The following is a 12385-nucleotide window of genomic DNA, read 5'->3' as shown; positions in this document are numbered from 1 at the left end:
GGTGGCCAGTCTCTGCACCGTTCATTTCGACCAGATGACCATTCGGTTGCCGTTGCGTAGGCGAAGGTGCGAACGGGACGAATGATGATATTTCCGGTGTGCGCTTGGGGGCGGTAAGCCGGGGCGCCGCCACCGCTCGCCTTGCCGCACTGCCGCTCGGCGGGACCGGTACGGGCGAAGGCGGCGCGCGGACACCACCCAGACGTCAGGCGGTGGGGTCGACGATCACCTTGCCCACCGCGCCCATCTGGACGGCGTCCTGGGCCGCGCCCGTCTCGGACAGCGGGAAGCGGTGGATGGGCAGGCCGTGCTCCTCGCCCGCGCCGAACGCGCCGTCCCGCAGCGCCGCGGTGACGTCGTCCGCCGCGGCGGCCATCCGCGCGAAGTCGGTGAAGAGGATCAGGAACTGGTAGCGGACGTCGAGCCGGAGGTTGCTGAGGATGTCCAGCTCGATCGTGGGCCGGTCGTCGGCGTAGACCGCGATCGTGGCGCCGTTCTTGATGACCGCGAGGTCGAGGTCCTTGTTGTGGGCGATGGCGACCTCGACGACGATGTCCACGCCCTCGGGGGCCGCCGCGCGGATCCCGGCCACCGGGTCGCCCTCGCGGTAGTTGACCACGTGGTGCGCGCCGGCGGCCGTGGCCAGCGCCGCCTTCCCGGGGCCGCTGACCGTGCTGATCACGGTGGCCCCGGCCCAGCGGGCGAGCTGGATCGCGGCGTTCCCGACGGCGCCCGCGCCGCCCGCCACCAGCACGGTGCGGCCGTCCAGCGCCTTCGGGGCCAGGCGGCGCGGCCCGTTCTCGGCGACGGTGAGCGCCCGGTGCGCGGTGAGCGCGGGCACTCCCAGCGCCGCGCCCAGCTCGTACGAGGCGTCGTCCGGAAGCGGCCGCACCTTGGAGACGGGCAGCACGGTGTACTCCTGCGCGGTCCCGGTGAGGTGGCCGAAGCTCGCCGCCATCACCCACACCCGGTCGCCGGGCGCGAACGTCTCGACATCGGGGCCGACCGCGTCGATCACGCCGGCGCCGTCGTGGTGCGGGATGACCTCGGGGTACTGCATCGGCCAGCCGGGCGTGGAGCGCGACCGCCAGTCGGTGGGGTTGACGCCGGAGGTGAGCACGCGTACCCGGACCTCGCCGGGCCCCGGCTCGGGCACGTCGCGCTCGATGAGCTTCAGCACGGACGGGTCGCCGATCTCGCGGTACAGGATGGCTCTCATCTGTCTCTCCTCGGGGATGTGGCGGGTCAGGAGCCCGCAGGGTCGATGGGGAAGTTGTCGCGGAACAGGCCGGTCGGGTCCCAGCGGCGCTTGAGCTCCCGCAGCCGCCGCAGGTGGCCGGGCGGGAAGGCGCGGGCCAGGGCCTGCGGTCCGGTGTCGGTCTCGCAGCTCAGGTACGCGCCGTCGAATGTGGCGGCCCGGCCGCCGCCGTCCTCCGCGCGGGCCTCGGCGACGCGTTCGCGGATCTCGGGGGCGATCTCGCGGGCGAACCGGCGCAGCTCGTCCGGATCGTCACTGGCGACGATGAACACGCGCACCCCGTCTTCGACGGCGAGCCTGGCGAGGTCCTCGGCCTTGTCGGCGGGGGTGACGTTGAGCAGGCGGGTGATGGCGCGCGGGTCGCGGCCCGCCCGGGTGGCGGCCTCGCCGATGACGCGGTTGCCGCGGGCGAGGCCGCCCGGCTCGAGCCGGGGCAGGCTGGGCAGCCACCCGTCGCCCTTGCGGCCGATGACGCGCTGCATGCGCGGCTTGAACGCGCCCAGCCAGATGGGGATGTCGTGCGCTTGCGGCCGGTCGGCGATGGGTGTGACGAAGCTGCCGGAGCGCAGCTCGTGACCGTAGTCGGGCATGGCTCAAGGCTTGCCGACGCCCGCGAGACCGCACAAACGCCCGGTAACCGACTTACGAAAAGTAAGTACGCAGATTTCTGGGAACCGACTTACGCTGGGTAAGTGACCATCCCGAGAACGTACGCGCCGCGCACCCTGTGGGACCACAGCGACGAGGCCGAGTGCCGCCGCGCCGGTCGCGCGATCGAGGTCGTCGGGCAGCGCTGGGCCCCCGGCGTACTGCTCGCGCTGGCCAGGGGCGCCGAGCGGTTCACCGAGATCGCCGCGTCGGTCGACGGCATCTCCGCGCGCATGCTCACCGTCCGGCTCAAGCAGCTCGAAACCGCCAAGCTGGTCGAGCGCACGGTCATCCCCACGACCCCGGTCTCGGTGCGCTACCGGCTCACGCCGCGCGGCACCGACCTGCTCGCCGCGATCCGCCCCATCGCGGATTACCTCCAGCGGTGGCCGGACGTCGGCACGGACCCACCGGAGTAAGGGCGTGGACTGGCCGGGGTGAGGGCGTGGACTGACCGGGGTGAGGGCGTGGACTGGCCGGGGTGAGGGCACGGACCCACCGGAGTGAGGGCCGGTCACGCCCGGCCCTCACCGGCGAACGGGTCAGATCATCTGGCTCTTGTAGAAGATGCTGGCCAGCCGGGCCCCCGCCACGCCCGAGGCGAGGCCCAGGCACAGGCGCGGCTGACCGCTCGCGATCTGGATGCCCATGCCCTCGGGCTCGCGGAAGTCCAGCGACCGGCCGGCCTCGGTGCGGGCCCGCTGCACCTGGGCGCCGGTGCGCAGGTCGAGGCAGGTGATGTAGGTGTTGCCCGGCGGGGGATTGTCGTCGCTGTAGGCGGTGCCGGTCAGGAAGTAGACGAAGTTGCCGTACGCGGCGTACCCCTGGAAGGTGCCGAGCCCGGACGGCTGGGCGATGTGGAAGATCGGCTCGTAACTGCCCGCCTTGACGTCCGCCAGGTTGTAGGCCGCGAAATGGAAGGTGCTGCCGTCGTAGTAGCGCATGACCAGCCGGTTGGTCGACGGGTCGATCGTGCAGGTGACGTTGCGCACGCCGGGGATCGGCGTGTGCTTGGTGAGCGCCGACGACGACGTGGTGAGCGTCTGCCCGTTGACGAACTTGAACCGCGCCAGCCTGGTGCCGCGCGAGCTGTCGCCGTCGCTGACGCCGTCGGTCTCCGTCCACATGTACGCGCTCGAGCCCGACGGCTCGACGCCGAACTGCACGCCGTGGCCGAAGCCCATGAGGTACATGTGACCGAGGATCGAGCCGGACAGGCTGAGCTTGGTCAGGCAGAGGTCACCGGCCGCGTTGGAGCCGGAGCCGTTCTTCACCTGGAGCGTGTAGATGTGGCCGTTGCGGTTGTCGAAGGCGAAGGACTGCATGACGGTCTCGTCATACAGCGGCTTCTTCCAGATGAGCGAGGTCGATGGGGCGGTGAGCTGGAATCGGCCTTCGGCGGCCGCGGCGGGCTCGGCCGCCAGCGCGGCGGCGGCCGCCGCTCCTGCGCCGATGGTGAACAGGTGCCTGCGGGAAACGTTTACAGGAAGCATGCGTGGCGGTCACCTTCCTCAACAGCCCAGGCTGGGCGCGCACTTGGGGGTAAGGCGCGCCGTCAGGTTAACACCGGGGTGTCAGGTAGGCGAGGGTCTTGTGTTACTGCCGTAACATCACCGACATAATCCGCCGTACCGGGTGATCCGGATCTGCTCTTTGCCTGGTGGCTGGCGTGTCATCGTCCGCATAGATGCCGATCGCGGCGATCATGCTTGCTGTGTTGAGCAGGAGATCCTTCCTGGCGGCCGGGCTCACCTCGGGCCTGCCGTCCCTGGTGCCGTCGGCCGGCTTCGGCGAGCCGTTCACGCTCGGCATCGCCAGCGGCGACCCCGATCCCGGCGGGTTCGTGCTGTGGACCAGGCTCGCGCCGGAGCCGCTGGCCGAGGACGGGTTCGGCGGCATGCCGGACACGCCGGTGCCGGTCGACTGGCAGGTCTTCGCCGACCCGGCGGGCAAGCGCGTCGTCCGCAGCGGCACCCACCTCGCCGTACGCGAATGGGTCCACAGCGTGCACGTCACCGTGACGGGCCTGCGGCCCGGCCGGCCGTACTGGTACCGCTTCAAGGCCGGCCCGTACGTCTCGCCCATCGGCCGCGCGCTCACCGCGCCCGCGCCCGGCACGACCGGCACCCCGCTGCGCATGGCCGTCTGCTCCTGCGCCAACTACCAGCACGGCTACTTCACCGCGTACGCGGCGCTCGCCGCGGAGCGTCCCGACCTCGTGGTGAACCTCGGCGACTACATCTACGAGCAGGGCAGCGACCACCTGCTCGGCCCCGGCGGCAACGTCCGCGACCACGGCGGCCCCGAGGCCATGACGCTCACCGACTACCGGCGCCGCCACGCCCTCTACAAGACCGACCCCGACCTGCGGGCCGCCCACGCCGCCGCCCCGTGGGTGGCCGTCATGGACGACCACGAGGTGCTCAACAACTGGACCAACCTCATCCCCGCCGTACGCCGCGCGGCCGCCTTCCGCGCCTACTACGAGCACATGCCGCTCCGGCCCGCCGCCCGCCCCGGCGGCACCGCCATGCAGCTCTACCGCCGCCTGCGCTGGGGCGGCCTGGCCACCCTGCACGTGCTCGACACCCGCCAGTACCGCGACCCGCACCTGTGCGGCGCCGGCTTCCACGACTGCCCGGCGCCCGACGGGCCCAGCAGGACGATGCTCGGCCTGGACCAGGAGCAGTGGCTGCTGGACGGCTTCCACCGCTCGCGCGCCCGCTGGGACCTGGTCTGCCAGCAGATCTTCTTCGGCCAGCGCGACCGCGACCCCGGACCGGGCCGCCTGGTGCGCCAGGACGCCTGGGACGGCTACACCGCCGCCCGGATGCGCGTCAGCGAGGGCTGGCTGCAGGCGGGCGCTCGCAACGTCGCCGTGCTGACCGGGGACGTCCACGCGCACTGGGCGGGCGACATCGTGCTCGACTACGACGACCCGGCATCGCGCCCGATCGGCGCCGAGCTCGCCGTCACCTCCATCACCAGCGGTGGCGACGGCCGCGACATCGACCCGGCCACCGATGCGCTGCTGAACGGGAACCCGCACCTGAAGCTCCACCTGAGCCACCGCGGCTACCTCATGGTGGACGTCACCATGACCACGCTGACCGCCGCCTTCAAGATCGTGCGCTACGTCAGCCGTCCCGGCGCGACCGCCGAGACCGCGGCCACGCTCGCCCTGCAGGACCGCGTCCCCGGCCTGGTCACGGCTCTGGCGTGAGGAGCACCTCGACGGTGCGGCGCGCGTTCATCGCCCGCCGGTTGGCCGGCACCGCGCACAGCCCGGCCGCGCCGTCGCCGGCGACCACCACGGTCGTGCCCGGCTCCACGGCGGCGGCCACGCGGCGGCCACCGCGTCCGGAACGTTGGCCCGTTCCAGGGGGTTCGCGGACGCGCGCATGACGATGGGTCTGCCGCTAAGATCACCCGCTATTGCCTTCTGCGAGGAGTGAGTGATCGTATGGACCGCCGCCGTTTCCTGGCATTGGCCGGTGCCGCCGCAGGCGCGGGCATCGCCGCGCCCGCCTACGCCGCGAGCTACCCCTGCTATGACAGCGGCGTACCGGAGGAGATGCACGGCAAGCTCGCCGAGCTGGCCCCGTACGGCATCACGGCGCTGGCCTTCACGCCGTCCGGCGGCTGGGTGATCGTCACCAAGGACGGCCGCTACTTCGCCCGCGGCATCCCCGACGCGTGCTTCGCCGAGCTCGGCTCGCTGGTGAAGGCCGGTCGGCAGATCACCTGCGTGGCCTTCCCGCCCGAGGGCGGCGACCGCTGGGTGATCACCACGGACAAGGGCGTGTCGGCGCGCGGCCTGCCCGAAGAGTGCCGCCAGCGCATCGACGCGTACTACGACGCGGGGCAGCAGGTCGTGTGCGTCGCCTTCCCACCGGCCGGCGGCGACCGCTGGGTCGTCCTCGCCTCCAACGGCTTCTACGCGCGCGGCGTCGACGACGAGTGCTACCAGATGATGCGCAACCTGACGCAGGGCGGCCGCCGCATCACGCACGTCGCCTTCCCCAAGGCCAAGGGCTGGGTGGTCGTCGCGCAGGACACCTACTTCGCCCGCGGCATCCCCGACGCCTGCTTCTCCCGCATGGGCACCCTCTACAACGGCGGCTGGCAGACGCACTCGCTGGCCTTCAGCCCGTCCGGCGGCTGGGCGCTCAGCACGCGCGGCAAGATGCCGTCCCTGCCCGCCGACAAGGTGCGCAAGGTCGAGAACTCCGTGGGCGGCGGCACCATCTGGCAGCGGATGAACGCCTACAAGACGCCCGGCGTGGCGGTCGCGGTGGTCACCGGCAACAAGATCGCCTGGTCCACCGGCTACGGCTGGCTGGAGGCCGGCAGCGGCGCGGCGGCGCACCCCGAGACCGCGTTCCAGGCCGCCTCCATCAGCAAGGCGGTCGCCACGGTCGGCGTGCTGCGCCTGCTGCAGACCCGCAAGATCGCCCTCGATGCGGACGTCCGCCCCCTCCTCGGCTGGACGCTCGGCCGCCGCTCCTGCCTCACCTCGAACGCCGTGCCCACCATCGACCGGCTGCTGACCCACCGCGCCGGCGTCATCGGCCGCGGCTCCACCTCGCCGGCCGGCGTCTGCTCCGGCTTCGACGCGGGCGGCGGCGGCTTCGCCGGCTACGGCCCGAGCGCCACCGTGCCGACGCTGCTGCAGGTCATGAACGGCGAGGGCAACTCGCCGAAGATCGAGCTGACCACGGCGCCCGGAGCCGAGTACCACTACTCGGGCGCCGGGTTCGTCCTGCTGCAGCGCATGGTGGAGCAGCAGACCGGGCGGCCCTTCGCCGCGTACATGGCCGACGAGGTGTTCGCGCCGCTCGGCATGACGTCCAGCTCGTACGCCCTGTCGCCCGGCTTCGAGCTGGCCGCCGGCCACACCTCGACCGGCGCGGTCATCCCCGGCAAGCGCAACCGCTACCCCGAGTCGGCCGCCGCCGGCCTCTACACCACGGTCCTCGACCTGTGCCGCCTCATCTCCTACCTCAACCGCGCCTACACCGCGTCGGGTGACATCGACGGCCCGCTGACCAGGGCCTCGGTGCACACCATGCTCACCAAGGGCCCGCAGCCCACCATGGGCCGCGGCGTGTTCCTCGCAGGCGCCGGCACCGACCGCTTCTCGTACCGGCACGACGGCTCCAACTACGGCTTCAGGTCGCTGTTCGAGGGCTTCCCGAAGCTGGGCGCCGGGTATGCGGTGCTGGCGAACGGCAGCGACACGGCGCTGGTGACGGAGATCGGCGCGGCCATCAAGAAGGTGTACGGCTGGGGCTGACCGTCGCGGCCGAGCCCGGCCCGGCCGCCGCCCCGCGCGCGGCCCTGAAGGTGTCCGGACGCCGACCGGCTACAGGGGTCCCAAGACGTGCATCACCGATGATCACCGACTGGTCACAGAATGTCAGCATGATTACCCTCAGTCACGGGCATAACGCTCACCGTCCCGCCAAGGGGCTACCTAGTCGGACATATGGGGGAATCGGAGGCGTCGGCGATGCGGAACGGCGGCACCATACTCATCAGCACCTGCGCGGCGGTGCTGCTCGGCACCGCCGCCTGCGCACCGGCCGGTGACTCCGGCCCGCCGCCGGAGAAGCCGCGCCGGGCCCCGCTCCCGCCGCCCGCGCTGTCGATCACCCCGGCCCACGGCGCGAAGCGGGTGCCGCCGGACACCGGGATCGGCCTCAAGGTCACCGGCGGCGAGATCACCTCGGTGTCCGTCACCGACGCCAAAGGCCGCGAGGTGCCCGGCCGCCTGGCCGCCGACGGGACGTGGCGTCCGGCGTGGCCGTTCAAGCCGTCGTCCGCCTACACCGTACGGGCCCAGGCCGCCGCGCCCGACGGCGGGAAGACGGTCACCGAGCGGGCCGCGTTCACCACGCTGAAGCCGAAGCGCGTGCTCGAGACCGGCATGTCGCCGCTCGAGGGCGAGAAGGTCGGCGTCGGCATGCCCATCCAGCTCCTGCTGTCGAAGCCGGTCACCACGCAGAAGGACCGCGCGGCCGTCGAGCGGTCGCTCACGGTCCACATGTCCAAACCGGTCGAGGGCGCGTGGAGCTGGGTGAGCGATCGGGAGGTGCAGTACCGGCCCCGTACGTACTGGCCGGTCGGGGAGAAGGTCACCGTGGTCGCCCACATGGCCGGGCTGCGGATCGGGCGCGACGTGTGGGGCGCCAAGGATCGTACCGTGCACTTCACCGTCGGGCCCCGCCACATCACCACGATCAACAACAAGACCCACAGGGCGGTCGTCCGCAGCAACGGCAAGGTCGTCAAGACCATCCCGGTCAGCCTGGGCAAGCCCGGCTACGAGAGCTACTCCGGCACCATGATCGCCCAGGAGAAGGCGCCGGACTTCCTCATGGACTCCGCGACCATCGGCATCCCGGGCGAGTACCTGCACCGCACCAAGTGGAACGTCCGGCTCACCTACAGCGGCATGTTCTTCCACGCCGCGCCCTGGTCGGTCGGCGACCAGGGCCGCCGCAACGTCAGCCACGGCTGCGTCAACGCCAGCACCGCCAACGCCCACTGGTTCTACAACTTCACCCAGCGCGGCGACATCATCAAGATCACGGGTACCTCGCGCAAGCTGCGCTTCGGCAACGGCCCGACGCCCTGGACCAAGACGTGGGAGGAGTGGCTGGCCGGCAGCGCGCTCAAGACCTCGACGGACACCTCACCCGGCGGGACCTCGACCGACGCCTGACCCACCAGGCCCTTAACGGACGCCTGACCCGCTGGGGCTTCGAGGGGCGCCTTGACCTGCTGGGACGTCGATGGACGCCTGACCTTTTGGATGGAGTAACCCGATGAACCTTGCCGCAAGAACGATGACCACCGGACTCGCCGCCCTGGCCTGCCTGTTCGCCTCGGCCCCGGCTCCGGCGTGGAGCGCCGCGCCCGAGGGCAACGCCCCGATGTGCGTGGCCGTCTGGCAGACCACAGGCCGGTTCACCAAGACCGGTTTCGCCCGCAACGACTGCAAGACCCGCCTGCGCCTGAAGATCATGTGGGGACGCGGGATGGACGGCGACTGCCAGACCGTCGATCCCGGTAAGACCATCTCCTCACAGGTCTTCAGAGGCGTCCGCTCCTTCGACGGCGCGAACACCTGCTGACCCGACGTCGACCCGACACGACCGGATCCTGGCCGGCGGTGCGGCCGCGCTGAGTGGTGGCCGGGTCCTGGCCGGCGGTGCGGCCGCGCTGAGTGGTGGCCGGCTTCAGGTTGGCGGTGGCGGGCCGCCGCTCAGGGGCGGCCCGCCACCACCGTGGGCCGCCGCTCAGGGCGGCACGCCGCCGCCGTGCGGGACGCTACCCGCGAGCCTCGTGCAGGATGTCCTCCAGGCGCTGCTCGACCGCGGCCAGCCGGTCGGCGAGCGGACGGCTGTGCAGCAGGTCGGCGAGCTGGTCGGCCTCCACCTGGTCGAGCTCCAGGGTGACCGCCGGGGTGTCGGGGTTCTGCCGGTCGTACAGGATGATCGTGCGCTGCCCGCCGGCGCTGACGATGACGGCGAGGTGGTCGCCTCGCCGGGTGTCGCAGTGATGGACGGTGCCATTGCCTGGGACGTGGGTGTGCGTGATGTTCACCGGTGGGTGTCTCCTTCCGTGAGGGGCACTGCTGCCGCGGGGGCGGGGTCGGGACGGCGCGGGACCTCCGCTCGCCGGACGCGGGCGATCAGCTCGCCCCGGAGCGGGACCTGGACGTCGGTGACGGAGAGCAGGGTGACGCGTACGCCCCACCGCCGCGCCGCCCGGCTGACCCGCTCCGCGAGGTCGGGTCCGGCGTGCGTGACCAGGCCGGGAAGGTCGGCCAGGTCCCGACGGCCGACCTCCCTGCGCAGCTCCGCCTCGGCGGCGATCGTGGTGGCGGTCAGCGGGCCGTCGGCAGCGCTCGCGTACCGTACGGGGTCCTCGACGGCCGCCACGGCGGTCGCCCTGACCTGCACGGTCACGCCGTCGCGGGTGACCAGCTCCTTGGCGAACAGGTCCAGGTAGGTCAGGCGCAGCGACACCCGTACCGCGCGCTCCATGAGCGGCCACACGACGACGAGCCCGGGACCGCGCACCCCGGCCGCGCGCCCGAGCCGGTGCACCACGAGCCGCTCGTCCTCCCCGACCACGCGCAGCGTCCGGGCGGCGAGCGCGGCGAGCGGCAGCAGGGCCACGAACAGCCACATCAGCGGCTCCGCCACCGTGAACGCCTGATAGAGGGAGGTCGTCCGGTCGTTCGTCATACCCTCACCCCCTCACCGTTCGTTCCGTTTGCCGGGAATCGGGTTCGCCTGGTTACCAGCTTGGTCGGCGCCTGATGCCGCCACCATCGGGCTCAGCACCCATCTCCGCGGGTGGAAACCATGCAGACGCGTTCCGGTGAGGCCGACGCTGGGAGGCCGAGGTGTGCCAGCATGGCCGGTATGCCGATCTTCGTCCCCCTGGCAGGTCCGGTTCGTGGCTGATCCGTGGGTGAGGAGTGGGGGCAGGTCGGGCGGGAGGTGCTGCGGCGGGCCGCTCAGGAGGCGCCGCGGGCGGCCGGTTGAGCTTCACCTTGGCGCCCGTCGTGCCGAAGGGCCGAGGCGCGCGGGTGTACGGGTGTTCTCCGCATCTCGGGAAGGGGTCGCGTCGCGGCCTGGCACCGCGTGCAGCGGCCGGCTGGTGGACGAGCTGTTCGAGGCCCGCTGGTGCGCGGCGCGCGTTCATCCGCCCGGCGCTGCGTCGGGACCGGGCGGCCGCGCTGCGGTTCTTCGCCGCGGGGCCGCAGCCGGTGTGAGGCGCCGACGGGTGTCCCCGGTGTGAGGCGACCGGCGCGTGTCCCCGGCGTGGCGGGTCAGCGGACGCGGATGAAGACCGGGTTCGAGTAGAACCACAGGTCTTCCCACGGGCTCTCCTTGCCGTCCGCCTGCGGCTCCATCTCGTCGGTGCTGGTGCCGCGCACCCGCAGGTAGCTGTCGTGGCCGACGTCGCGCAGCGTGTAGCGGATGACGCGGTCCTGGCCCTGGCGGCGCCAGTCGTTCGGGCCGAAGCGGGCCACGACCTTGGTGGTGGGGTTGGTGTCGGCGTCCAGGTCGGCGCTGACGCCGGTGACCTGGCCGACGATGAGGTCGACGCGCCGCACCTCGGGGTGGTCGCCGTTGGCGTTCCTGCCGTTCAGCGGCCGGAAGCGGATCTCCACCTCGACGTCGTCGCGGCCACGCGAGTTGATCACGAGCGTCTCGCTGACCGTGGCGCGGCGACCCTGGGCGGCGGCGGTGACGTCGAGCGCGGTGATGAGGTCACCGGTGGTGACGAAGATCCGGCCGTTGCGCAGGGCGTCCATGATGTCGTCGTAGTCCTGGCGGGCCGCCACGTACGTCTTGCTGTACTCGCCGGGCCAGAAGTCGGAGCCGCCGCGCGTCCAGTGGACGTGCGAGTCGGACGTGGCGGTGATCCACCAGTGGCGTCCCTCGCCGAGCAGCGCGTCCCACAGGCCGCCGACGCGGGCGGTCATCTGGTCGAAGCCGCCGTAGGTGGGGTGGTTGCCGTAGCCGCCGCGCGCGCCGCCGTTGAGCGGTCCTGCCTGGTGTCCGGGCGCGCCCTCGAAGCCGACGTACACGTCGGGTGCGGCGTTGTTGCCGTTACGGAACTCGCGCGGCGTGTCCTGACCCCACACGCCGAGCCCGGTCGCCGACCGGGAGGCGTGGTGGGCGATCACCAGCGGCTTGCGCGGCATGGCGCGGGCGGCCTTGAGGAACTCGACCATCTTGGCCTCGGTGTCGCGGCCGGGGTCGGCGGGGAAGGCGTCGTGCTTGGCGAAGCGGCTCTCCAGCTCGAACAGCTGCTGCGCCTCGCCCTCGTGGTGGGGGATCATCAGCGTGTGGTGGTCGAGCGCGGGCGCGTCGAACTCCATGCCCCAGAACTGCAGCACCTCGGGCACCAGCACCCGCGACCGCAGCAGGTCGGGGTAGGCCTGCTCGAGGTTGACCTTGGAGTGCGTGGGGCCGCCGTGGTCGGTGCACATCGCCCAGGTCAGGCCGAAGTACTTGGCCATGATGGCGTTGGTGACGATCGGGTAGACGGCGTCCGCGCCTTTGTGGAAGGTGGGCGGGTTCGTCTTGGTGTCGAACTCGCCGCTGTACTCGGAGTGGACGTGGTGGTCGCCGGCCCGCCACATGCGGCCCTGATTGCCGCCGTGGCCGAACTTGCGCTCGTCGTCGGCCTGTGCGGGGGTGCCGCCTGCGAGGGGCGCCGCGGCGGCGAGGGTCGCGCCGATGCCCGCGTACTTGACCAGCCGGCGGCGGGAAAGCCCGGAGTGCTCGGTCTCCTCGGCCTTCTTGTTCTTCACGGTGCTGCCTTTCCTGCAATAAAGAGGGTGACAGCCGACAAATCTCTGATACGGGCATGAACGACGTATGAAGCCGCGCTGGCGCCCAGGGGAACAGTGCACGCCAGGCGGTCGCGGCGCCGGAAAAGCGTTTGAGA

General features: G+C 71.9%; 12 protein-coding genes. 5 read left to right on the top strand and 7 right to left on the bottom strand.

All coding sequences use genetic code 11. The features are described 5' to 3' along the window. Positions 1-205: 205 nt before the first annotated feature. Positions 206-1219, bottom strand: coding sequence for an NADPH:quinone reductase (locus AB0K67_RS32530; RefSeq protein ID WP_364067943.1), 1014 nt, complete (start codon positions 1217-1219; stop codon positions 206-208). Positions 1220-1245: 26 nt separating this feature from the next. Continuing rightward, positions 1246-1848, bottom strand: a complete 603-nt coding sequence (locus AB0K67_RS32525) for an LLM class flavin-dependent oxidoreductase (RefSeq protein WP_364067941.1) — start codon at positions 1846-1848, stop codon at positions 1246-1248. A 102-nt stretch (positions 1849-1950) separates the two neighbouring features. Between AB0K67_RS32525 and AB0K67_RS32520 the strand changes: the two genes are divergently transcribed. Next, positions 1951-2325 (top strand): helix-turn-helix domain-containing protein, encoded by a 375-nt coding sequence (locus AB0K67_RS32520; protein ID WP_364067939.1) that lies wholly within the window; start codon positions 1951-1953, stop codon positions 2323-2325. A gap of 123 nt (positions 2326-2448) precedes the next feature. Here the strand turns inward: AB0K67_RS32520 and AB0K67_RS32515 are convergent, their stop codons facing one another. Continuing rightward, on the bottom strand, positions 2449-3399 hold the full coding sequence (locus tag AB0K67_RS32515) for a teichoic acid biosynthesis protein C (protein ID WP_364067937.1): 951 nt from the start codon (positions 3397-3399) through the stop codon (positions 2449-2451). Positions 3400-3623: 224 nt separating this feature from the next. Between AB0K67_RS32515 and AB0K67_RS32510 the strand changes: the two genes are divergently transcribed. Further along, positions 3624-5129, top strand: a complete 1506-nt coding sequence (locus AB0K67_RS32510; protein ID WP_364067935.1) for an alkaline phosphatase D family protein — start codon at positions 3624-3626, stop codon at positions 5127-5129. On the opposite strand, the gene AB0K67_RS32505 is transcribed toward AB0K67_RS32510, so the two are convergent. After that, the gene (locus tag AB0K67_RS32505; protein ID WP_364067933.1) at positions 5113-5250 is read right to left on the bottom strand and encodes a hypothetical protein; all 138 of its coding nucleotides are present in this window, start codon (positions 5248-5250) and stop codon (positions 5113-5115) included. The genes AB0K67_RS32510 and AB0K67_RS32505 overlap by 17 nt on opposite strands. A 119-nt stretch (positions 5251-5369) precedes the next feature. Between AB0K67_RS32505 and AB0K67_RS32500 the strand changes: the two genes are divergently transcribed. The 3 genes from AB0K67_RS32500 to AB0K67_RS32490 all read left to right on the top strand — a co-directional run bounded on the left by AB0K67_RS32500 (position 5370) and on the right by AB0K67_RS32490 (position 9045). Next, positions 5370-7202, top strand: a complete 1833-nt coding sequence (locus tag AB0K67_RS32500) for a serine hydrolase domain-containing protein (protein WP_364067931.1) — start codon at positions 5370-5372, stop codon at positions 7200-7202. A gap of 192 nt (positions 7203-7394) precedes the next feature. Further along, positions 7395-8633, top strand: coding sequence for an Ig-like domain-containing protein (locus tag AB0K67_RS32495; protein ID WP_364067929.1), 1239 nt, complete (start codon positions 7395-7397; stop codon positions 8631-8633). 103 nt (positions 8634-8736) lie between these two features. Then, positions 8737-9045 (top strand): hypothetical protein, encoded by a 309-nt coding sequence (locus tag AB0K67_RS32490; protein WP_364067927.1) that lies wholly within the window; start codon positions 8737-8739, stop codon positions 9043-9045. Between the two features lie 196 nt (positions 9046-9241). Here the strand turns inward: AB0K67_RS32490 and AB0K67_RS32485 are convergent, their stop codons facing one another. From AB0K67_RS32485 to AB0K67_RS32475, 3 genes are all read right to left on the bottom strand, one after another. Further along, positions 9242-9517: a hypothetical protein gene (locus AB0K67_RS32485; protein ID WP_364067925.1), complete on the bottom strand. Its 276-nt coding sequence runs from the start codon at positions 9515-9517 to the stop codon at positions 9242-9244. Further along, on the bottom strand, positions 9514-10164 hold the full coding sequence (locus AB0K67_RS32480) for an SPFH domain-containing protein (RefSeq protein ID WP_364067923.1): 651 nt from the start codon (positions 10162-10164) through the stop codon (positions 9514-9516). The genes AB0K67_RS32485 and AB0K67_RS32480 overlap by 4 nt, the downstream gene beginning before the upstream one ends. 590 nt (positions 10165-10754) lie before the next feature. Beyond that, positions 10755-12248 (bottom strand): phosphoesterase, encoded by a 1494-nt coding sequence (locus tag AB0K67_RS32475; RefSeq protein ID WP_364067921.1) that lies wholly within the window; start codon positions 12246-12248, stop codon positions 10755-10757. Positions 12249-12385 lie beyond the last annotated feature (137 nt).

Origin of the sequence: Nonomuraea sp. NPDC052634 (genome assembly GCF_040678535.1) — a bacterium.
GTDB lineage: Bacteria > Actinomycetota > Actinomycetes > Streptosporangiales > Streptosporangiaceae > Nonomuraea > Nonomuraea fastidiosa.
The sequence above is the reverse complement of the archived record's forward strand: the minus strand, read 5'-3'. Positions and strand labels throughout refer to the sequence as shown.

What these genes read in the sequence shown, in the direction of transcription:
- AB0K67_RS32530 (WP_364067943.1), bottom strand. Translation starts at nt 1,219, where the DNA reads ATGAGAGCCATCCTGTACCGCGAGATCGGCGACCCGTCCGTGCTGAAG.
- AB0K67_RS32495 (WP_364067929.1), top strand. Translation starts at nt 7,395, where the DNA reads ATGGGGGAATCGGAGGCGTCGGCGATGCGGAACGGCGGCACCATACTC.
- AB0K67_RS32500 (WP_364067931.1), top strand. Translation starts at nt 5,370, where the DNA reads ATGGACCGCCGCCGTTTCCTGGCATTGGCCGGTGCCGCCGCAGGCGCG.
- AB0K67_RS32490 (WP_364067927.1), top strand. Translation starts at nt 8,737, where the DNA reads ATGAACCTTGCCGCAAGAACGATGACCACCGGACTCGCCGCCCTGGCC.
- AB0K67_RS32480 (WP_364067923.1), bottom strand. Translation starts at nt 10,164, where the DNA reads ATGACGAACGACCGGACGACCTCCCTCTATCAGGCGTTCACGGTGGCG.
- AB0K67_RS32515 (WP_364067937.1), bottom strand. Translation starts at nt 3,399, where the DNA reads ATGCTTCCTGTAAACGTTTCCCGCAGGCACCTGTTCACCATCGGCGCA.
- AB0K67_RS32525 (WP_364067941.1), bottom strand. Translation starts at nt 1,848, where the DNA reads ATGCCCGACTACGGTCACGAGCTGCGCTCCGGCAGCTTCGTCACACCC.